This window comes from Kribbella orskensis, assembly GCF_004342085.1.
Classification (GTDB): Bacteria; Actinomycetota; Actinomycetes; order Propionibacteriales; family Kribbellaceae; genus Kribbella; species Kribbella orskensis.
Genome location: NZ_SLWM01000016.1, coordinates 103,297 through 122,898, shown reverse-complemented (window position 1 = coordinate 122,898; position 19,602 = coordinate 103,297). Strand labels below are relative to the sequence as shown.

The 19,602-nt window shown below is 68.3% G+C and carries 22 protein-coding genes; 11 read left to right on the top strand and 11 right to left on the bottom strand.

The window, feature by feature from the left end; translation table 11 throughout:
* Positions 1 to 84: 84 nt before the first annotated feature.
* From EV644_RS31820 to EV644_RS31805, 4 genes are all read right to left on the bottom strand, one after another.
* The gene (locus EV644_RS31820; protein ID WP_132192939.1) at positions 85 to 1,065 is read right to left on the bottom strand and encodes a ribose-phosphate diphosphokinase; all 981 of its coding nucleotides are present in this window, start codon (positions 1,063 to 1,065) and stop codon (positions 85 to 87) included.
* Positions 1,062 to 2,549 carry a bifunctional UDP-N-acetylglucosamine diphosphorylase/glucosamine-1-phosphate N-acetyltransferase GlmU gene (gene glmU / locus EV644_RS31815; RefSeq protein ID WP_132192937.1) on the bottom strand — a complete coding sequence of 496 codons (1,488 nt, stop codon included), beginning with the start codon at positions 2,547 to 2,549 and terminating at the stop codon, positions 1,062 to 1,064. Before glmU ends, EV644_RS31820 begins: the two co-directional genes overlap by 4 nt.
* 96 nt (positions 2,550 to 2,645) lie before the next feature.
* On the bottom strand, positions 2,646 to 3,974 hold the full coding sequence (locus EV644_RS31810) for a hypothetical protein (protein WP_241999049.1): 1,329 nt from the start codon (positions 3,972 to 3,974) through the stop codon (positions 2,646 to 2,648).
* A 60-nt stretch (positions 3,975 to 4,034) separates the two neighbouring features.
* Positions 4,035 to 4,994: a GNAT family N-acetyltransferase gene (locus EV644_RS31805; protein WP_132192935.1), complete on the bottom strand. Its 960-nt coding sequence runs from the start codon at positions 4,992 to 4,994 to the stop codon at positions 4,035 to 4,037.
* 55 nt (positions 4,995 to 5,049) lie between these two features.
* Here EV644_RS31805 and EV644_RS31800 point away from each other — a divergent pair, with 55 nt between their 5' ends.
* Positions 5,050 to 5,583, top strand: a complete 534-nt coding sequence (locus EV644_RS31800) for a barstar family protein (protein WP_199240102.1) — start codon at positions 5,050 to 5,052, stop codon at positions 5,581 to 5,583.
* A 9-nt stretch (positions 5,584 to 5,592) separates the two neighbouring features.
* Here EV644_RS31800 and EV644_RS31795 read toward each other — a convergent pair whose 3' ends face one another.
* A complete protein-coding gene (locus tag EV644_RS31795; protein WP_132192929.1) occupies positions 5,593 to 5,796 on the bottom strand; it encodes a hypothetical protein in 204 nt (67 codons plus the stop codon).
* Between the two features lie 74 nt (positions 5,797 to 5,870).
* Between EV644_RS31795 and EV644_RS44790 the strand changes: the two genes are divergently transcribed.
* From EV644_RS44790 to EV644_RS31785, 3 genes are all read left to right on the top strand, one after another.
* Complete coding sequence (locus EV644_RS44790; RefSeq protein WP_158292978.1) at positions 5,871 to 6,020, top strand: hypothetical protein; 150 nt, start codon at positions 5,871 to 5,873, stop codon at positions 6,018 to 6,020.
* Positions 6,021 to 6,367: 347 nt separating this feature from the next.
* The gene (locus tag EV644_RS47290) at positions 6,368 to 6,778 is read left to right on the top strand and encodes a GNAT family N-acetyltransferase (protein WP_255511380.1); all 411 of its coding nucleotides are present in this window, start codon (positions 6,368 to 6,370) and stop codon (positions 6,776 to 6,778) included.
* Between the two features lie 227 nt (positions 6,779 to 7,005).
* A complete protein-coding gene (locus EV644_RS31785) occupies positions 7,006 to 7,494 on the top strand; it encodes a hypothetical protein (RefSeq protein ID WP_132192925.1) in 489 nt (162 codons plus the stop codon).
* An 800-nt stretch (positions 7,495 to 8,294) separates the two neighbouring features.
* Here the strand turns inward: EV644_RS31785 and EV644_RS31775 are convergent.
* From EV644_RS31775 to EV644_RS44785, 4 genes are all read right to left on the bottom strand, one after another.
* Positions 8,295 to 8,771: a nitroreductase/quinone reductase family protein gene (locus EV644_RS31775; RefSeq protein WP_132192923.1), complete on the bottom strand. Its 477-nt coding sequence runs from the start codon at positions 8,769 to 8,771 to the stop codon at positions 8,295 to 8,297.
* Between the two features lie 267 nt (positions 8,772 to 9,038).
* A complete protein-coding gene (locus tag EV644_RS31770; RefSeq protein ID WP_132192921.1) occupies positions 9,039 to 9,578 on the bottom strand; it encodes a GNAT family N-acetyltransferase in 540 nt (179 codons plus the stop codon).
* Positions 9,579 to 9,728: 150 nt separating this feature from the next.
* Entirely contained in the window at positions 9,729 to 10,133 is a 405-nt protein-coding gene (locus EV644_RS31765; RefSeq protein WP_132192919.1) for a hypothetical protein, read from the bottom strand.
* A gap of 36 nt (positions 10,134 to 10,169) precedes the next feature.
* Positions 10,170 to 10,448: a hypothetical protein gene (locus EV644_RS44785; protein WP_158292977.1), complete on the bottom strand. Its 279-nt coding sequence runs from the start codon at positions 10,446 to 10,448 to the stop codon at positions 10,170 to 10,172.
* Positions 10,449 to 10,717: 269 nt separating this feature from the next.
* Between EV644_RS44785 and EV644_RS31755 the strand changes: the two genes are divergently transcribed.
* From EV644_RS31755 to EV644_RS31730, 6 genes are all read left to right on the top strand, one after another.
* Positions 10,718 to 11,713 carry an acyl-CoA desaturase gene (locus EV644_RS31755; protein WP_132192915.1) on the top strand — a complete coding sequence of 332 codons (996 nt, stop codon included), beginning with the start codon at positions 10,718 to 10,720 and terminating at the stop codon, positions 11,711 to 11,713.
* A gap of 63 nt (positions 11,714 to 11,776) precedes the next feature.
* Entirely contained in the window at positions 11,777 to 12,418 is a 642-nt protein-coding gene (locus EV644_RS31750) for a TetR/AcrR family transcriptional regulator (protein ID WP_132192913.1), read from the top strand.
* 86 nt (positions 12,419 to 12,504) lie between these two features.
* Positions 12,505 to 13,716, top strand: a complete 1,212-nt coding sequence (locus tag EV644_RS31745; protein ID WP_132192911.1) for a sensor histidine kinase — start codon at positions 12,505 to 12,507, stop codon at positions 13,714 to 13,716.
* Entirely contained in the window at positions 13,713 to 14,405 is a 693-nt protein-coding gene (locus tag EV644_RS31740) for a response regulator (protein ID WP_255511379.1), read from the top strand. Before EV644_RS31745 ends, EV644_RS31740 begins: the two co-directional genes overlap by 4 nt.
* 133 nt (positions 14,406 to 14,538) lie before the next feature.
* The gene (locus EV644_RS31735; protein WP_132192909.1) at positions 14,539 to 15,333 is read left to right on the top strand and encodes an ABC transporter ATP-binding protein; all 795 of its coding nucleotides are present in this window, start codon (positions 14,539 to 14,541) and stop codon (positions 15,331 to 15,333) included.
* Between the two features lie 2 nt (positions 15,334 to 15,335).
* Entirely contained in the window at positions 15,336 to 17,798 is a 2,463-nt protein-coding gene (locus tag EV644_RS31730; RefSeq protein WP_132192907.1) for an ABC transporter permease, read from the top strand.
* A 3-nt stretch (positions 17,799 to 17,801) separates the two neighbouring features.
* Here EV644_RS31730 and EV644_RS31725 read toward each other — a convergent pair whose 3' ends face one another.
* Both EV644_RS31725 and EV644_RS31720 read right to left on the bottom strand, forming a co-directional pair.
* Positions 17,802 to 18,149 carry a VOC family protein gene (locus EV644_RS31725; RefSeq protein WP_132192905.1) on the bottom strand — a complete coding sequence of 116 codons (348 nt, stop codon included), beginning with the start codon at positions 18,147 to 18,149 and terminating at the stop codon, positions 17,802 to 17,804.
* A complete protein-coding gene (locus EV644_RS31720; RefSeq protein ID WP_132192903.1) occupies positions 18,149 to 18,997 on the bottom strand; it encodes a methyltransferase domain-containing protein in 849 nt (282 codons plus the stop codon). The genes EV644_RS31725 and EV644_RS31720 overlap by 1 nt, the downstream gene beginning before the upstream one ends.
* A gap of 95 nt (positions 18,998 to 19,092) precedes the next feature.
* Between EV644_RS31720 and EV644_RS31715 the strand changes: the two genes are divergently transcribed.
* Positions 19,093 to 19,590, top strand: a complete 498-nt coding sequence (locus EV644_RS31715) for a MarR family winged helix-turn-helix transcriptional regulator (protein WP_132192901.1) — start codon at positions 19,093 to 19,095, stop codon at positions 19,588 to 19,590.
* Positions 19,591 to 19,602 lie beyond the last annotated feature (12 nt).

Here is a 19,602-nt window from a genome sequence, read left to right as displayed (position 1 = left end):
ATCCGATCGTCGAGCCACTAGGTCTGACCAAGATAGGCCAGTACCGCGAGCACCCGGCGGTGACGCCTAGCTGGTTGGTGCGGGTCAGGCGCGGCCGTCGAAGAGCTTGGTGACGGAGCCGTCCTCGAAGACCTCGCGGATCGCCCGGCTGATCAGCGGGGCGATGGACAGGATGTTCAGCTTGTCGAACCGGCGCTCGGGCGGGATCGGCAGCGTGTTGGTGACGATCACCTCGCTGGCCTGACAGTTCTTCAGCCGGTCCACCGCCGGGCCGGACAGGATCGCGTGGGTCGCGGCGATCACGACGCCGGCGGCGCCCTCGTCCATCAGCGCGTCGGCGGCCTTGCAGATGGTGCCGCCGGTGTCGATCATGTCGTCGACCAGGATGCAGACCCGGCCCTCGACCTCACCGACGACGCGGTTCGCGACGGTCTCGTTCGGCCGTTCGATGTCCCGGGTCTTGTGGATGAAGGCCAGCGGCGCGTTGTTCAGCCGGGCCGACCACTGCTCGGCCACCTTGATCCGGCCGGCGTCCGGCGAGACCACGGCCAGCTGCTGGTCGCCGTACTTGTCCCGGACGTAATCGCTCAGGATCGGCAGCGCCATCAGGTGGTCCACCGGGCCGTCGAAGAAGCCCTGGATCTGCGAGGTGTGCAGGTCGACGCAGATCAGCCGGTTCGCGCCCGCGGTCTTGAACAGGTCGGCCATCAGCCGGGCCGAGATCGGCTCCCGGCCGCGGTGCTTCTTGTCCTGCCGGGCGTACCCGTAGAACGGCAGGACCACGGTGATCCGCTTGGCCGACGCCCGCTTCAGCGCGTCGACCATGATCAGCTGCTCCATGATCCACTCGTTGATCGGCGAGGTGTGGCTCTGGATCACGAACGCGTCGCTGCCCCGGACCGACTCCTCGAACCGGACGTAGATCTCGCCGTTGGCGAAGTCGTACGCCGACGTTGGCACCAGGCCTGAGCCCAGCTGCTCCGCGACCTCCTCGGCCAGGCCGGGGTGGGCCCGCCCGGAGAACACCATCAGGTTCTTCTCGGTGGTCCGTTTCATGCCGCTCATGACCGCGCCTCCCGTTGTGCCTTGTCGCCAGTGTCACCCGGCGAGGCCTCTTGCGCAGCCGCTTGCGCATCTTCGGCGGCCTTGGCGGTCTTGGTGCCGGCGCGCTTACGAGCCACCCAGCCGGCGATGTTGCGCTGCTTGCCACGCGCCACGGCGATCTCGCCCGGGCCGACGCCCTCGGTCAGCGCCGTACCGGCTGCGATGTACGCGCCGTCGGCGATGTTCGCCGGCGCGACCAGCACCGAGTTGCTGCCGATGAAGGAGTGCTTCCCGACGATGCTGCGGTGCTTCGCGACCCCGTCGTAGTTGGCGAAGATGGTGCCGGCGCCGATGTTCGCGCCCTCGCCGATGGTGGCGTCACCGGCGTACGTGAGGTGCGGGACCTTGGCGCCGTCGGCGATCGAGGTGTTCTTGGTCTCGACGAAGGTGCCGATCTTCGCGGCGACGCCCAGCGAAGTGCCGGGCCTGAGGTAGGCGAAGGGGCCGACGGAGGCGCCGGCGCCGATCACCGAGCTCGAGCCGTGGCACCGGATGATCGTCGCGTCTTCGCCGATCTGTACGTCGGTCAGCGTCGTGTCCGGGCCGATCCGGGCGCCGGAGGCGACGGTGGTCGCGCCGTGCAGCTGGGTGTTCGGCAGGAGGGTGACGTCGCGCTCGATGGTGACGGTCTGGTCGACCCAGGTGGTGTTCGGGTCGACCACGGTCACGCCGTCGCGCATCAGCTGGTCGAGCGTGCGACGGTTCAGCTCGGCGCGGAGGGTGGCGAGCTGGACCCGGTCGTTCACGCCCTCGGTCTGCATCGCGTCCTCGGTCCCGTGCGCGCCGACCCGCTTGCCGTCGCCCCGGGCGATCGCCAGCACGTCGGTCAGGTACAGCTCACCCTGCGCGTTGTCGGTGGTGATCCGGCTCAGGCCGTCGCGCAGGGTCGCCGCGTCGAAGGCGTAGATGCCGGCGTTGATCTCGTCGATCTGGCGCTGCTCGGGCGTCGCGTCCTTGTGCTCGACGATGCCCGCCACGCTGCCGTCGTCGGCGGGGATGATCCTGCCGTAGCCGGTCGGGTCCGGGACGCGGGCGGTCAGCACGGTGACCGCGTTGCCGCTGCGGTAGTGCTCGGCCACCAGCTCCTGCAACGTCTCCGGCTGGAGCAGCGGGACGTCACCCGAGGTGACGATGACCGCCCCCTCGAAGCCGTCCGGTACGGCGGTGAGCCCGGAGCGGACGGCGTCGCCCGTACCGAGTTGCTGCTCCTGGACGGCGGTCCGCACGTCCGGGTCGATCTCGGCCAGGTGGGCCTCGACCAGTTCCCGGCCGGTGCCGACCACGACGACCAGATGCTCGGGCACGAGTGCACGGGCGGTGACCACCGCGTGCCCGACGAGGCTGCGCCCGCCGATCTCGTGCAGAACCTTGGGGGTCGCGGATTTCATCCGGGTCCCCTGACCGGCGGCCATGATGATGACCGCCGCAGGACGGTGGGAAGTCACGCGGTCTTCTCCTCGAGTTCCCGGCGAGTTCGGGTGGAACTTCTGTCAGTGCAACTCTCAGGGCACTCTGAACGGTGCCTGCGCAAGCCTACTTGCTCAGCTCGCGAGGCTTCGCAGTGACTCCACGAGCCGCGCATCGGTGAAACCCGTGTACTCCACCATCAGGCGGTCCCGGGCGGCGTCGTTGTACCCGCGCCGGGCGACCTGACGGTAGTACTCCGTGACCGGCTTGATGCCGACCTGCTTGATCAACTGCTCGACCGCGAGCCAGCTGATCCCGTAACTGTCCGTAGCGGTGAACTCGTGATCCGTGGGCAACCTGGTGAGCTCCCCGAGCACCCGGGTGCTGATCTCCTGGCGTTCGCGGGCGACACCGGTGGAATACCCGGCTCTGACGAGTGCCAGCTTCCCGGCGTACTCGGCCATGCCTTCCGCGAGCCAGCGCGGCGCGCCGTCGCCGAGGCGGACCGCGAGGAGGTGCATCAGGACGTGCTCCATCTGGGCGGAGTCGAAACTGCGCTGAGCGCCCGGCCGGATCACCACCCAGCCGCCGGAGGGCCGCTCGTTCCCGATCAGCGAACTCGGCATCGGGCGGACGCTGGCCGGCTCGTTGCCCGCGGCGGTCGCGGTCGCGTTCGTGGTCGCGGGGAGGTCGGTCAGCACCTCGGGGTTCTTCATCGCGACGACGAACGGGACGGTCTGCAGAAGGCCGGGCCACAGCTTGCGGACCTGCTGCGCCGATCGGACGGTCTCCTCGGCCAGCCTCAGGGCGAGTGCGCGCTGCCCTCGGTCCACGATGACGACGACGTTGGTCCGGCGGACCACCTGGATACGGCCGAAGTCCCAGGGCTGCCGGTTGGACCCGATCGCCTGGTCGAGGTCGTTGTCGGCGACCAGGTAGAGACGGCCGCGCTTCAGCGTGTACGTATACCCGACATCCGTCGAGGCCTGCGGCAACCTGCTCCCGGCCAGGACGTACCGCATGGTGACGCGGAACGTGCCGGTCGCGGGACCGTACCGGCGTACGGCCTCGTAGCTGCTCCAAGGCTCGGCTCGGCGGTAGATCACGCTCATGCTGACGGCCTGGAGGTTCTGGAAGAGCCGCGCCTGCTTGGCCTTCAACGCCGGCGTCACGTCCCGCAGGAACAGCGGCAGGTTGTTCGTCTGCACCGCGATCCCCCGCCGCGCCAGACTCGCGTCCACCGCTGCCGCGAGGGTGGGATTCACCTCGCCGGTCCGGCTGGGTCGCACGTCTCGCAGGGTGCTGCCGTGCAGGGCCGCGCTGGTCAGGTCGATGTCCTTGCCGACCGGCGTGATGGCAAGGGACAAGGTCCCGACCACTACAGCCACGGCGACCAGAACCGGCCACAAGTCGGGCCCCACAGACGCCACCCAGCGACGTACCGCCGCCCAGACCTCAGGCATCCCACCGCCCTCTCCACGAACGCGGGCCCATCCTCACCCACCTCCACCCCGCTGACAAACTCAGCTGACGGGCAGGGTCCGCTGCCAGCCTTCGAAGACGAGGGTCGGGGTGAAGCCGACGGAGAGGTAGAGGTCCAGGGCCGGGGTGGGGTTGTTGGTGTCGACGAGGAGGATCGTGCCGTCGCGGCCGGCTGCCGCGTCGAGGGCGAAGGCGTCCCGCAGCAGGAACTTCGCGAGGCCGCGGCCCCGGAACTCCTCGAGTACGCCGAGCATGCCGACGTGTCCACAGTTCTCGCCGAGGAAGTTGTCGCTGCAATCGCGGACGGCAACGGCCCGACCGTCGATCTCCAGCAAGGTGATGTCGGACCAGCTCATCGTGGAACTGGCGTTGCGCGCCTCCAACCACTCGTCGTGAGGCCTGGGAGTGAAGCCGTACTGGCCGCGGAAGCAGTCGAGGATGACCTCGTGTGCGGTCCACTGGGTGGCATCGTCCAGCGCTCCCCGACGGACCACGACGCCGTCCGGCACCTCCGGCGCCTCGACCGGTTCGGTGTGATCCACCCGCATCCGGTGGTACGTCGTACCGATGGTGAAGGCGTGTTCCTCCAGCAGGGCGCGCAACTTCTCGTCGTCGTGGTAGGCGAAGGTGTCGACGGTGATCTCGGCATGCCCGGCCTCACGCCCCATCTCGTGAGCCCGCCGCATCGTCCGATCGAACAACCAGGCCGCGACGACGGGCTCCGGCGAGGTCAGCTGGATCTCGATCGACTGGCGACCGACTCGGCCGTACGTGGACCCATAGCCGACCGGCGCCCCGTCCTGGGCGATCACCAACCACCCGTCGGCCGCCCGGTCGAACCCAGGCTCCACGATGCCGTCGCCGATCTCGGCCAGGGTGCAGTCGGGCAATCCGACCAGCCCCGTGTTGTACGCCGAGACCAGTCCGAAGATCGCCTCGGCATCACCAACCTCCGGCGCCCGAACCGTCAATCCCCCAGGCAGTACTGCGGTGGTCTGCATGCCTCATGGTGGTTGCGCCCCAGCCTGCTGGCCAGGGCTCGGCTACGGTTTCCGGGTGGCTGTGTTCGAGCGGAGTGTGCAGGTAGAGCAGACGTTGGACTATCAGCTGATGGCCAACGGGTCCGTGACTCTGTTCTGGCAGCCGGAGGTGTTGAACAAGACGACGGGCTGGCTGGCCAAGCACGGCTACCAAGTCGTCCGAGTGGACACCTCCGGATGGCGGAGCGACGACGACCTTCACGACGGGTTGTCTCTTGCCCTCGACTTCCCCGAGTACTACGGACGCAACCGCGCGGCACTGAACGACAGCCTCAGCGACGTTGCCGCCGGCGACCTCGGCTGGACCGACGACGACACCGGCCTCGTCCTGGTCCTGGAGCACTACGACGCCTTCGCCACCGCGGACCCGTCTCTCGCCCATGACCTCCTGGACACCTTCGCCGTCCAGGCCCGCCACGGCCTCCTGATCGGCCACCGCCTCCTCTGCCTGGTCCAATCAGACAACCCCGACCTGGTGCTCACCCCGGTTGGAGCTACCCCCATCCCCTGGAACCCCATCGAGTGGCTCGACTCCGCCCGGCACCCGTAGTACAGGGTCTTATTTCGGGCGGTCGTGGCGGACATCGTTGATTACTGCGCCTATTACTACTGCGCCGCCTAGGAAGGTGATGATGGCAAGGACGGCGATCAGGGCACGCGGGCTGTCGAGGGTTTCGCGGAAGAGTTTGGTGGCAGCGCTGACGCCGATGACGCAGAGAGCCAGGCCACCAAGCAGGAGAACAACCCGCAGAACCCATCTCATCGTCTGCTCCTGACCCCGGACACAACCCAAGCATCGAGTATCCGCGCTCCCGCTGCCCGCCGCCACGACACCATGTGCCGAAGACTTCCCGGATCGTGGTGCCCGACCGACCGCTGCTGATCCATGCCGTCCGCAAGTTCATGGGCGCAGAAGCCGGCGAGACCTTCCTTTGCCCGGAAGGGGCCGGCTGGCCACCCCAAACCGGCACCTGGTGCACCACCTGAGCAGATCCCCGGCCGCTCCGCACGCTCAACTGGTGCACTAGGTGGGCCTCGGACACCGCACCGCCATCCGGCTGTCACACCCCCGCGAAGGTGTCCGCGGTCCCCACCACCGCATGCCGTTCGGGGCCCCAGCCCGACGATCGGCCTCCCGATGACGGGGTGTTCGACCGCTGGCGTCTTACAAGCCGCCAGCCGGCGCAGAACCATCCAGTGGACCCCGAAACGAGCCACAAGCCGCCGAACAACCCGCCAGCCGGCGAACAACCGCCTGTGGTCGAACAACCCGCCGGCACCAACCCCGAATCGCCGCACCCCCCGGGGGCGAAAGCCACCCCCGGGAGCCGCTGGTGTACGGAAGGACAGGGAGCAGTCGCCGCACCCATCACCCCCGACGCGCCACCCACGCCTGGAACCTCCGCGACCTCCCCAGTACTGCCTGTCGCTCGGTACACCCCACCCCGAAAGCACCACCCCAACCCGGCTCGCACCCTCCACGGGATCCGCGTAGCTGCGAACCACCTCCGCCTTGGAAGTGCCAGGCTTTCTGTCTCCATCAACTGGAGGTCGACGAGAACTGCCGCCGCATGAGCATCGGCCGGGCCCTCCTCAAGGCCTTCATGGCAGCGGGCACTCAAGCAGCCGCCACCAGACTGGTCCTGACAGCCGGCGCGAAAAATATCGCCGCCCGATCCCTGTACGAAGCAATTGGCGGCAGGCTCGCCTCGCAGGGCCCGACGGTCAACTACTGGTTTTGCTGAACGATCAATAAGTGGCCGGCGCGGCCTTTGTGAGAGACCTTTCGGATTTGCCGGGGAAATGCAGTTGCCAGCGCGGCCGCTTATAGCAAAAATGGGATAACAGTGCAAGACTTCAGAAAAGACGACGGGTTCCGCGTCGTCGGCTCCGCCCCTGCCGTTCGGCCCAGCAACCATAGGCCCGCCGCTGATCGCGCACCCGGCAGACAGCAACTTGGGGGAGAGACAGGATGTCCGACGATCCTAGAAATCGGGAAGAATTACTGACGCAGATCGAAGACCGGCGGGCAGGCATCACCGCCTTCCTGCACGAGGTCCGGCCGCGCCGCAACCGGCTCACCAACGTCAGCATCGTCAGCAGTGCGCTGGCGGCCGTATTCGTCGCGGGTCCGGCCCTGGGCGGCGTGGGGTTCACCGACAGCATGAAGCAGGAACTGTCCTTGAGCACTGCCGCAGGCGTATGGCGCCCGCTCTGCATTGCCGCCTTGATCGTTTCACTGGTGTCGGTCATTTCGGCCAATCTGAGCAAGACGCACGACTTGACCGCCCGCATCGCCGCCGCGGAGGTCTGCAATACCGAGCTGGAAGCGGTGATGACGTCGCTCCATTACGGCCACCTCTCGATGGAGGACGCCGTCGAGCAATACCACCACTGCGTCAGCAAGGTCCCCTTCGTCGAGGAGGAACACGAAAGAACCCCCGGGCACGCCGCGCACTGACCTGCTGGGAGATTGAGCCGCCGCTGGGAACGGATGAGCTCGCCGAGATGGAGACACAGCTCAAGGTCGAGCTGACCAGCGGTACCGGTCGTTCCTGGTGGAGGGGTTGTATCTCACGACTTCGTGGTCGGGAACGGCGTCGAGGCCACGCTTCGGGTTGATTACGACGGCAAGGATCTTCGCGGTGGCTGGAGTCCCTCCTGCTTCAACGGGGACGACGGCGTACGTGCGCAGGACGCATTGATAGACACCGCCCCACCAGCCGGTCTCAGCACGGATGGCGTGACCCCAGCGGTCGCGGCGGAGGTCGCCGGGCAATGGTTCGCCGAGCACATCGCCCGCCAGAGACGCGCATCAACTGGAACCTGGCTCGGTGGATGATTGGCCGGTGGATGTCCTGGCGCAATGGGTGCGTACTTCGTGGACGAAGTCGGCTCGGGGTGGGCCAGCAGCGTCGCGCCGTAATGCCGCGCCCGTGGGTTTCGTGTGCCGGCGCTGACGACAGACTTCGGGTCAAACTCGCGGTCACGCCGTTCGCTATGCCGCGGCGGTGGCGTCGACCTCCGGCGGTGCGGTTGGCTCGAGGTGAATGGGTCCGCTGGCAGATCAACTAGCGCTTCGTCGGGTCGTCCGATGGGGATTGGACCTACCGGCTTGACATTCTCAACCTCGCGTACGGACAGGTTGCCGCAAGCACCTTCCTAGGAATCCCAACGCACAGCGTGGACGAGCGCGGCCTCTGCGATAGCGCAAGCCCAGCCGGTCTGGAGTGGGACGAGTTGGATCCGTCGGCGAGAGGTCTACGAGGGCTCGGGGCGTGGGTCGAGGATCACTACTGCGGTTTCGGTGGAGCGGAGGGAGGCGTAGGCGTCTAGTTGGGTGTCGATTTCGCGCCACTTGGACCACAGGCGGGAGCGTTCTTCGCCCTCGGCGGCGCGGGCTCGTACTGGGCGCGTCTCGCTCGGGAGTTCGACGGTTGTGTCGGGGTGGGCCTGGAGGTTGAGCCACCAGGCCGGTTCTCCGTCTGCCCAGCCGTTCATGGCCAGGGTGACCACGCTCGGGCCGTCCTCGAAGTAGCCGATGATCACCTGGTGCGTCCGGCCGGAGCGGCGGCCGATCGTCGTCAGCCGGGCCGTTCCCCAGCGACCGGGCTTCGGGCGCCACAAACCGAACCGGCCGCCGCTCACACGACAGATCGCCCGGTGGGTGGACCAGGCGAGCCGGACGAACCAGCGTGGCGGTAGGCGCACAGCCCGCTTCCGATCGTCGGACACCATCGGTCCTCCCCGGCTCGACGAGAGCGAGCCTACGAGGCACCGACCTGCACGTCCATGACATGACAGAACTCCATGTCAGAGAGGTTCTGACCTGGGAGTCTGTGGTGCTCCCCGCGCCTGGTCGTCCACCCCGATCCACACCGTTTGTCAGCAAATCCCGTTAGCAAAGTTGGGAGCTTGCTACAGGGCTCGTTCGAGACCTTGACGTTCTCCAACGACGTGTCCGGCAGGAAGACGGCCCGACGCGCAGTGCTGTCGAGCACGAACTCAAGCAGACGGCGTGACCGGGGACCGCAGGCCGAGCCACTGCTCGGCGTCCCAGGCGTGGAACCGCTCTACCTCGGTGAACCCCAGCTTTGCCGCGAGGCGCATCGAGCCGACGTTGGCGGTTTGGGTGCTGAGCACCACCGGCTCGCCGGGAAGGATGCCGTCGAACCAGTCGAGTGCCGCCGCGCACGCCTCGGCGGCGTACCCGAATCCCCACGCCCGCGGCAGGAACAGGTAGCCGAGATCGGCCTTCCCCGCGGCAGCTGGGCGACTGTGCCCCGTTGCTCTCCTGAGCAGGATCTGGCCGATCATCGCCCCGTCGAGATCAACGACGAAACTCCCGGGCCACCGCTCGGGCGCCCCGGGCATATCACGCTCAAGCTCGTCACGCGGCCGGGGCCCGCCGAGGTAGGTGTGCACCTCTGGCGACGCCAGCAACTCGATGAACGCCGAACGGTCCCGGGCCTCGGACTCACGGAGCACGAGCCTCTCGGTCCGGATCGGTTCAGGCGGCCAGGCGACGGGTCCAAGCTCAGACATGCCGGCCACCTAATCAGCAGACTCGACAGCGATCAAGATTCGCGGACCGATCAACCCACCGGCCCGGGCCCCACCCTCACCTACGGCGCCGTTGGCAAGCCGCGCCTTGAATGACGAAACCCCCAGGTCGGAAAAATCCGTTAGCAAGTCTCACCCCTGACCGGGAGCCTCTTCCAAAGCCTGCCGGGCGGCATGGTCCTCTTCGCGGACCATCTGTACTCCCCAGAGGGCACCCACTGGGACAAGTGCTATCAGAACCAAGAAGAGGAGACGCGTTGGCCAGTCAGGAACGACGACCACTGCCACCCAGGCCAGCGCCGCCGCCGTCACCAGACCGGCTACCCCAACAACCACCACATAGGCGATGAACCGCTGTTTGCTCCAGATTCTCGGCGGCGTTGGATGCTTCACGAGCCTGTACAGGAGGACGCCGACGATGCCGACGCCCAGCGCGGGTGAAAGTGCCGCCCTCGGACCATCGGTGACGAGGAGGCCCACAGTGCAGATTGCGAGTACGACCAGCACAACCCCGAGACCGATCCGTTGGCTCTTCACGGCCGAATGCTAGAGGGATCCACCCAGCTTGGATATCTACAACCAGCCCGCTTTGGCGCACAACTCGCTGCGCGCCTGCGCATCGGCCAACCCAAGCGTCTTCCCGTCTGTGCGGGTGTCCCGGTGCACGTCGTACCGGAACGACTTGGCCATGCCGACCCAGCTATCACGCTGCGCGTCTACGCCCATGTCATCCGGAAGAGCGCGGACGGCGTAGCAGCCACGTTCGCCGCTGCGGTCTCGGCTGAGTTCGAGGTTGAGGACCAGGGCGACGACGACGATCCGGGCGCACCGGCGGTGGTGGCTTGTTAGCAAATCCGTTAGCAAATCGGGCCCTGCATGACAGAACCCCCAGGTCAGAGACGTTCTGACCTGGGGGTTTGTGGTGCTCCCCCGCCTGGTTTCGATCCAGATCTTCGAGATTCAAAGTCTCGCGGGCTGCCGATTACCCCACGGGGGATCGCGATGTTCGCCCGGACAGTCTGCCATGGGTGAGGTCGGCGACACGCGAGGGGTTCCCTACCTACGGTGCCGTAGGTTACGGTTGCGTAGGTAAGCCGTCCTCCACCCAGAGGGATACCACGATGACCCCACCCGCCGTAGCCGCACCGGAGGCGCCCACCCGCGCCCAGCAGGGCGACGACTTCGACGTCGAGACCGGAACGCTCGGGGGTGAGCAGAAACGGCCCTGGGAGCAGGTCGCGCTCGCGTTGTTCATCGGGATCCCGTTCCTGGCGGTGCTGGCGGCGGTCCCGATCGCCTGGGGCGGATTCCTCGGCTGGCGCGACATCGTGATCGCGGTGGTCTTCTACACGGTCGCCGGGCACGGCATCTCGATCGGCTTCCACCGGTACTTCACGCACAAATCGTTCAAGCCGAACCGCCCGCTCAAGTACGCGCTGGCGATCGCCGGGTCGCTCGCGATCGAGGGACCGGTGGTGCGCTGGGTGGCCGACCACCGCAAGCACCACAAGTTCTCCGACCGCGACGGCGACCCGCACAGCCCGTGGAAGTACGGCACCAGTCTCGGCGCGCTGACCAAGGGCTTCCTGCACGCGCACATCGGCTGGCTCTTCGACACCGAGCAGACTCCGCAGCGGCAGTACGCGCCGGACCTGCTGAAGGACCGCGACGTCGTCAAGGTGTCGCGGATGTTCCCCTTCCTGGTGCTCGGCTCGCTTTTCGCGCCGGCCGTCATCGGCGGGTTGTGGTCCTGGTCGATCGAGGGAGCCCTGACCGCCTTCTTCTGGGCGAGCCTGGTCCGGATCGCGCTGCTGCACCACGTCACCTGGTCGATCAACTCGATCTGCCACACGATCGGGGACCGCCCGTTCAAGAGCCGGGACAAGTCCGGCAACGTCTGGTGGCTGGCGATCCTGAGCCAGGGCGAGTCGTGGCACAACCTGCACCACTCCGACCCGACCTGCGCGCGGCACGGAGTACTGAAGGGACAGCTGGACACGTCCGCCCGATGCATCTGGTTCTTCGAAAAGATGGGCTGGGTCTCGGACGTCCGCTGGCCGGTCAAGGAACGTCTCGAAGCGCGGCGGGTGACCGCTGTGGACCAAGCGGCAGCCTGAGCGGGCCGTTAATCTCCCACCCGTCACCCCCTCTGTACGGCATGATGCTGACGTGATCTCGACGTGACGGAACCCAAACCCCGGCGCTCGCCCCGGGTCCGGATGACCAGTGCCGAGCGTCGTGAACAACTCATCGTCATCGCCCGCGGGCTATTCGCCCAGAAGGGCTTCGAGGCGACCTCCGTGGAGGAGATCGCGGCCCGGGCCGAGGTTTCCAAGCCGGTCGTGTACGAGCACTTCGGCGGCAAGGAAGGCCTGTACGCCGTGGTCGTGGACCGCGAGGTCCGCAGCCTGCTCGACACGGTGACCGCGTCGCTGACGGCGGGTCGTGCGCACGAGTTGGTGGAGCAGGCGGCGCTCGCCCTGCTCGACTACATCGAGAACTCCTCCGACGGGTTCCGGATCCTGGTCCGCGACTCCCCCGTCGGCTCGTCCAGCGGATCGTTCATCTCGATCCTCAGCGACGTCGGCACCCGGGTGGAGCACATCCTGGCCGAGGAGTTCAAGCGCCGCGGGCTGGACCCGAAGTTCGCCCCGATGTACGCGCAGATGCTGGTCGGCATGGTCGCGCTGACCGGGCAGTGGTGGCTCGACGTACGCCGGCCGAAGAAACCTGACGTGGCAGCTCACCTGGTCAACCTGGCCTGGAACGGCCTGTCCGGTCTCGAGGCGAAGCCGACGCTCTCCACCCGCCCGCACAAGTAAGGCACACGTAGGTAGACCGCGGTAGGACGGCGACATCCGCCCGTGGCATGACCCGGCCGGCGGCGGTTCCCCGTACCCTGGCCGACATGACGGGGACCTTGAGCGGAATCCTGACGCCCCGCCGCGTCGCTCAGCGCAGCAAGGCGTTCGACCTGTTGCTGGCCGGCGGACTGACACTCTTCTTCGGGTTCCTGTCGCTCGCGCAGGATCAGTACGCCGGCCTCCTCGGGGTGGCGATGCTGGTCCCGCTGATCTGGCGCCGGACCCACCCCGAGCTCGTCTTCTTCAGCGTCTCGGCCGTGGCCGTGCTGCAGTGGCTCAGCGGCGCGCGCCTGCAGGCGGGCAACGTCGGCCTGCTGGTCGCGCTCTACGCGATCTCCGTGTACGGCGAGGTCCGCTACAGCCGGATCGCCCTGGCCGTCGGCGGCCTCGGCGTACTGATGGCAACGGCTCGCTACTACGGCAACGCCGACTGGCGTCAGCAGATCACCGTGATGGTGGCTCTCGGCGCGCTGGTCTTCGGCGTCTGGGCGTTCGGCGAGCGCCGCCGGACCAGAGGCCTGTACGTCGCTCAGCTGGAAGAGCGCGCGGCACAACTCGAGAGGGACCGGGATCGCGAGGCCAAGCTCGCCGTGTCGAACGAGCGGACCCGGATCGCGCGGGAGATCCACGACGTCGTCGCGCACGGGTTGTCGATCATGATCGTGCAGGCCGACGGCGGTCTGTACGCCGCGGACGCGTCCCCCGAGCAGGCGAAGAAGGCGCTCGCCACCATCGGCGACACCGGGCGTGCCTCGTTGACCGAGATGCGCAAGATGCTCGGCCTGCTCAAGCAGGACGCGCAACCCCAGGACGGTTCAGCACCGCTCGATCCGAACCAGCCACGTCCGCAGCCCGGCGTCTGCTCCCTGCCCGAGCTGATCGACAACGTCCGCGACGCTGGGCTCTCGGTGGACTACCAGGTCACCGGCACGCCGCGGGATCTGCCCGCGCTGCTGGGGCTGACGGCGTACCGGATCGTGCAGGAGGGGCTGACCAACACGCTGAAACACGCCGGGCCGGGGGCGCGGGCGTCCGTCCATCTGGACTTCGGCGGCGAGATGCTGACCGTCGTGGTCACCGACGACGGCCGCGGTGCCGGCGTCGCGCCGAGCAGCGACCCGGGTCACGGCCTGGTCGGGATGCGGCAACGCGCCTCCATCTCCGGCGGTACGGTGAACGCCGGACCGAAGGCGGGCGGTGGTTACGAGGTGATCGCCAAGCTGCCGTACAACCTTCCCGCTGGAGGAGATCAGTGACCGACGCCATCCCCGATGCCAAACCAGACGACGTGATCCGCGTCTTCCTGGTCGACGACCAGGAGCTGGTCCGGGCCGGATTCACCATGCTGGTGGACTCCCAGCCCGACATGCGGGTGGTCGGTCAGGCCGGTGACGGCGGCGAGGCGCTGGAGAAGCTCCGGGTGACCGCGAGCGACGTGGTGCTGATGGACGTCCGGATGCCCCGGCTGGACGGCGTCGAGGCGACCCGGCAGGTCCAGTCGTTGCCCCAGGCCCCCAGAGTGATCGTGCTCACCACGTTCGACCTGGACGAGTACGCGTTCGCCGCGATCAAGGCCGGCGCGGCCGGTTTCCTGCTGAAGAACACCCCGCCGGCCGATCTGCTGTCGGCGATCCGGCAGGTGCACTCGGGCGACGCCGTCGTCTCCCCCAGTACCACGCGCCGGCTGCTCGAGCACTTCGCCGGAGCGCTGCCGGACGAGGAGCGCGAGCGGCCCGACCTGGCCGACCTGACCGCCCGCGAGCGCGAGGTGCTCGTCGAGGTGGCCCGCGGCCTGTCGAACACCGAGATCGCCCAGCTCTTCACGTTGTCCGAGGCAACGGTCAAGACGCACATCGGCCGGATCCTGGCCAAGACCGGCCTCCGCGACCGGGTCGCCCTGGTCGTCCTCGGCTACGAGACCGGCATCGTCAAGCCACACAGCTGAGCGGTCAGCGAGCCAGTACGACCCAGGTCGTACGCCGAGTCCATTCTGTGGTCCGACTCTTTCGGGGTGGCTCGTCACTAACTTTCGGAGTGTGGGTGAGAACGTCTCGCCCCCGAGCACTTCGAGGAGAACGATGACGATCCAGACCGGCGACCTGCCTGTCGATGACCTGCCGCTCGGCCGTCTGCCGCAGGACGGCATCCCGCGGACGGCGATCCGCGCCCACGAGCTGCGCAAGGTCTACGGCCAGGGCGATACCGCGGTGGCCGCGCTCGACGGAGTGTCGGTCGACTTCGGCGTCGGCCGGTTCACCGCGATCATGGGCCCGTCCGGGTCCGGCAAGTCGACCCTGATGCACTGTCTGGCCGGGCTGGACACGCCGACCTCCGGTCAGGTGCTGCTCGGTGAGACCGAGCTGACCCAGTTGCCGGACGCGGAGCTGACCAGGATCCGGCGGGACCGGATCGGCTTCGTCTTCCAGTCGTTCAACCTGCTGCCGATGCTGTCGGCGAAGGACAACATCCTGCTCCCGCTGGAACTCGGCGGCCGCAAGCCCGACCAGCAGTGGATGACCACGCTGATCGACGTACTCGGCCTGCAGGACCGGCTGACCCACCGGCCGTCGGAGCTGTCGGGCGGTCAGCAGCAGCGGGTCGCCGTGGCCCGTGCGCTGGTCGGCCGCCCCGAGGTGGTGTTCGCCGACGAACCGACCGGCAACCTGGACTCGCGGTCCGGCGCCGAGGTGCTCGGCTTCCTGCGCCGCTCGGTCCGGGAGTTCGGCCAGACCGTGGTGATGGTCACGCACGACCCGCTGGCGGCGTCGTACGCCGACCGCGTGGTGATGCTTGCCGACGGCAAACTCGCGGGTGAGCTGCTGGACCCGACGCCGGAGACTGTGCTCGGCACGCTGCGGCAGCTGGGGGCCTGACCGTGCGACGCTCGATCCTCTCCTCCCTGCGCGCCCACCTGGGCCGCCTGGTCGCCGCCTGCCTGGCGATCGTGCTGGGTGTCGGGTTCGGCACCCTGGCGATGGCCGTACACGCCTCGGCCACCCACGGCATCGACGAGACCATCGGCAAGCAGAACGCCGGGGTCGACGCGGTGGTCGCATCAGAACAGGCCTCGATCTCGCCGGCCGACCTGGCCGCGGTCAAGAAGCTGCCGCAGGCCGCCTCCGTCATCGCTGACACCACCGCGTACCTGCAGGTCGCGTGGGCCGGCCAGGTCCGGGCGAGCTCGCTCGGCATCGACGCCCGGTACGACACCTCCCGGATCGCCGGCCCGACCACCACCTCCGGGCGGTTGCCGGAGGCAAAGAACGAGCTTGCGCTGCCGGCCGGGCTGGCCGACAAGTACAAGGTCGCCCTCGGCCAGCAGTTGACGGTCACCTCGTACAACGACAAGCGCTGGACCGTGACGGTGGTCGGTCTGCTCGACGACAGCTCCTCGGTCGGTGGGGCGAACGCGGTCGCGACGGCCGAGACCGTGCACACCTTCGAGCCGCAGGGCTACATCGACTACATCAAGGCCGCGGCCGCTCCCGGTGTGAGCCAGGCCGCCCTGACCGCCGCGATCGGCGGGGTCGTGAACAAAGACCTGAAGATCTACACCGGCGATGCCTGGCTCGAGCGCGAGGTGCAGAGCCTCACTCATGGCATCGACGTGCTCGGCGGTGTGTTCGGCATGTTCGCCGTGATCGCCCTGTTCGTCGCCTGCCTGGTGATCGCCAACACCTTCACCATCGTGATCGCCCAGCGAACCCGCGAGATGGCGCTGCTGCGATGCGTCGGCGCGTCCCGTCGGCAGGTGTTCTCCTCGGTACTGGCCGAGGCGAGCGTGGTCGGTCTGGTTGCCTCCGGCATCGGTGTGGTCTTCGGTGTCGCGCTGTCCGCGATCGCGCTGACGCTGGCCCGGACCTTCGACTGGGGCCTGCCGCCGATCGACCTGCACCTCGACCTCACGTCGATCTTCGTCCCGCTGCTGCTCGGCACGATCGCGACGATCGCGGCGGCCGTCGTACCGGCGCGACGGGCGACCCGGGTCGCTCCGCTGGCCGCGCTCCGGCCTGAGGCGGCTCCGGTCGCCAAGTCCAGGGCCGGCGTCGTGCGCTTGGTCTTCGGCTTCCTCCTGCTGGCCGGCGGCGGCGCGCTGCTGGCTCTCGGGGCGCAGTCGAACCAGGTGATCGCCGGGGTGGCCGGCGGCCTGAGCTCGTTCCTCGGAATCCTCGCCATCGGCTCGCTGCTGGTGCCCGCTCTGGTCAGGTTGCTGGGCGCGTTGCCCGCGCGGAGCGGTGGGGTGCCCGCGCGGATCGCTGTCGCCAACGCCGTCCGGAACCCGCGGCGGACCGCCGCGACCACGTCGGCGCTGCTGATCGGCGTCACGCTGATCAGCCTCACCTGCGTCGGGATCGCCTCGGTCCGCAAGACGTTCGACGTCACGATGGACAAGGAGTACCCGGTCGACGTCACGCTCAAGGTGTACGACGAGAAGATGCCGGCCACCGCGGCCAGGCAGCTCGCGGACATCAAGGGCATCACCCAGGTGGTGCCGGTCAGGACCGCGACGGTCAAGTCAGGCACCGAAACGTTGGAGATCACCGGAATCGACCAGGCGACCGCGGGTTCGGTGATCCACAGCCCGACGCTGGTCAACCAGTTGCAGCCCGGTACGGCACTGCTCGACCGCAACACGATGTCCATGCTGGAAGTGCAGGACGGCTCGACCGTCACCATCGTCTCGGGCAAGGAGAAGCTCACCCTCAAGGTCCTCCAGGCCAAGGGACTGGAGCCGATCACCGTCACCCAGACCGACCTGCAGAAGCTCGCACCGAACGCGGAGGTGAAGGGTTACTGGCTCGCCTCCGACCCGAAGGCCGACGGCCCCAAGGTGATCGACGAGCTCGAGCAGTCGCTCCCGACGGCGAAGAGCCTGAGCGTCTCCGGCGGGCTGGCCGAGCGGAGCTTCTACACCAAGGTGTTCGACGTGCTGCTGCTCGTCGCGGTCGGACTGCTCGGCGTCTCGGTGCTGATCGCGCTGGTCGGCGTCGGCAACACGCTCAGCCTGTCGGTACTGGAACGGACCCGCGAGAACGCCCTGCTCCGGGCCATGGGCCTGACCCGGCGCCAACTGCGGGGCATGCTCGCGGTCGAGTCGTTGCTGATGGCACTCGTCGCGGCCGGCCTGGGCATCGTGCTCGGCCTGATCTACGGCTGGACCGGAACGGCCGCCCTGATGGGCGCCCAGGTCGGCGACGGCGGCATCCGGTACGCCGTACCGGGCCGGCTGCTGCTGACGATCGCGCTGGTCGCGGCCGTGGCCGGTCTGCTCGCCTCGGTCCTCCCCGCCCGGCGCGCCGCCAAGGTCGCACCGGCCGGGGCGTTGGCCACCGAGTAGCAGCTAGACGATCTCGATCCGATTCCCGTGGCCGTCGGCGGTGTGGAACCGCCGACGGCCCGGGATCGTCTCGTTGTCCCACTTCACCGGGTAGCCCAGCTCGGCCAGGCTCTCCGCCAGTGCGTCGAGGTCGTCGACGGCCAGCGCGGGGTGCGCCTTCAACGCAGGTCGGAAGTCCGCCTCGACGCCGACGTGCACCTCGGCCGTCCCCGCCTTGAACCAGCAGCCGCCGCGAGCCGCCAGCAGCGGCGGCTTCTCCAGCTCAGTCATCCCGAGCGCGTCGCGGTAGAAGGCGCGAGCCACCTCCTCACCACCGGCCGGACAGGACACCTGCACGTGGTCGAGTCGCATCAGCTCTCCTTCTGGGCAACAGCGAAGATCCGGCGGAACGGCAGCACCGTGCCGAACGACTGTTGTGGATAAGCCTCCGCCAGCCGAGCGCCGTACTCCGCTTCGAACCGTGCGCGCAAGTCGTCCGGCAGGGACTGGAGTACCGGCCGGGCGCCCGTCCCCTTCACCCACTCGAGTACTGCGTTGTCTCCCTGCAGGATGTGGCTGTACGTCGTCTCCCACGCGTCGACCGAGCACCCCTCGGCGCTGAGCGCGGCCACGTACTCCACCGGACCGGGCACGTCCGCTCGCAACGACGAGCCGGCCGCGTACTCCGCGTACGGGTCGGTGCCGGCGAGTTCCCGGAGGATGGCGTGCGACGGGGCGTTGCCGTTGCCGGGGATCTGGATCGCGAGCCAACCACCGGGCTTCAGCGCGCGGACGAAACCGGGCAGCAGGTCGAGCTGCTCGGGGATCCACTGGAGCGTGGCGTTCGTGACGATCACGTCGATCGACTCCGGCGGCGCGGTCCACTCCCGCAGGTCGCCGACCTCGAAGGTCAGCCGCTCGTTGGCGAGCGGCTGAGCGGTCTCGATCATCTCGGCCGAGCTGTCGACGCCGTGCACGGTTGCCGACGGCCAGCGATCGAGCAGGGTGGCGGTCAGGTTGCCCGGCCCACAGCCGAGGTCGACGACCACCAGCGCAGCACCTCCCCCACCCCCGCCGCCGGCTCCACCGGACATCTGATCCAGGGCAGCTTCCCCCGCGATGCCGAGCTGGACTCGTGCAACGAGGTCGGCGAACGGGCGGCCGCGTTCGTCGGCGTACTTGCCGTACTGCTGGGGGTTCCAGACGGGTGAGGTCCGCATCGGGACGCCCTTCTCTCGAGGTCTCTTGATGTCGAGATACTTTACGCCCGCGAGTTGTCTTGATGTCAAGAGTCTTGATGACATAGTCTCGAAGCATGAGAGACGAGGTCGACCGGCTGATCGAGGCCTGGCGCCGGGAACGGCCTGACCTCGACGTGGCGCCGATGGAGGTGCTCTCCCGGGTCAGCCGGCTGGCCCGGCACCTGGACCGCGCCCGCAGCCATGCGTTCGCGACCCACGGACTGGAGTCCTGGGAGTTCGACGTGCTCGCCGCGCTGCGCCGGGCCGGCAAGCCGTACCAACTCTCCCCCGGGCGGTTGCTCAAGGAGACCCTGGTGACGTCCGGGACGATGACGAACCGGGTGGACCGACTGGCCGCCCGCGGTCTGGTCGAGCGACTCCCGGATCCGGCGGACCGCCGCGGCGTCCTGGTGCAACTCACCGACGCCGGCCGCGACTCGGTCGACGCGGCGATGGCCGATCTGCTCGCGCACGAGCGGCGGCTGCTCGGCTCGATCAGCGAACGCGACCAGGCGAAGATCGCCCGGGTACTGCGCGAACTGGTCGGTCCGTTCGATCTCGAAAAGCAGTGAGCGGGCATTCCG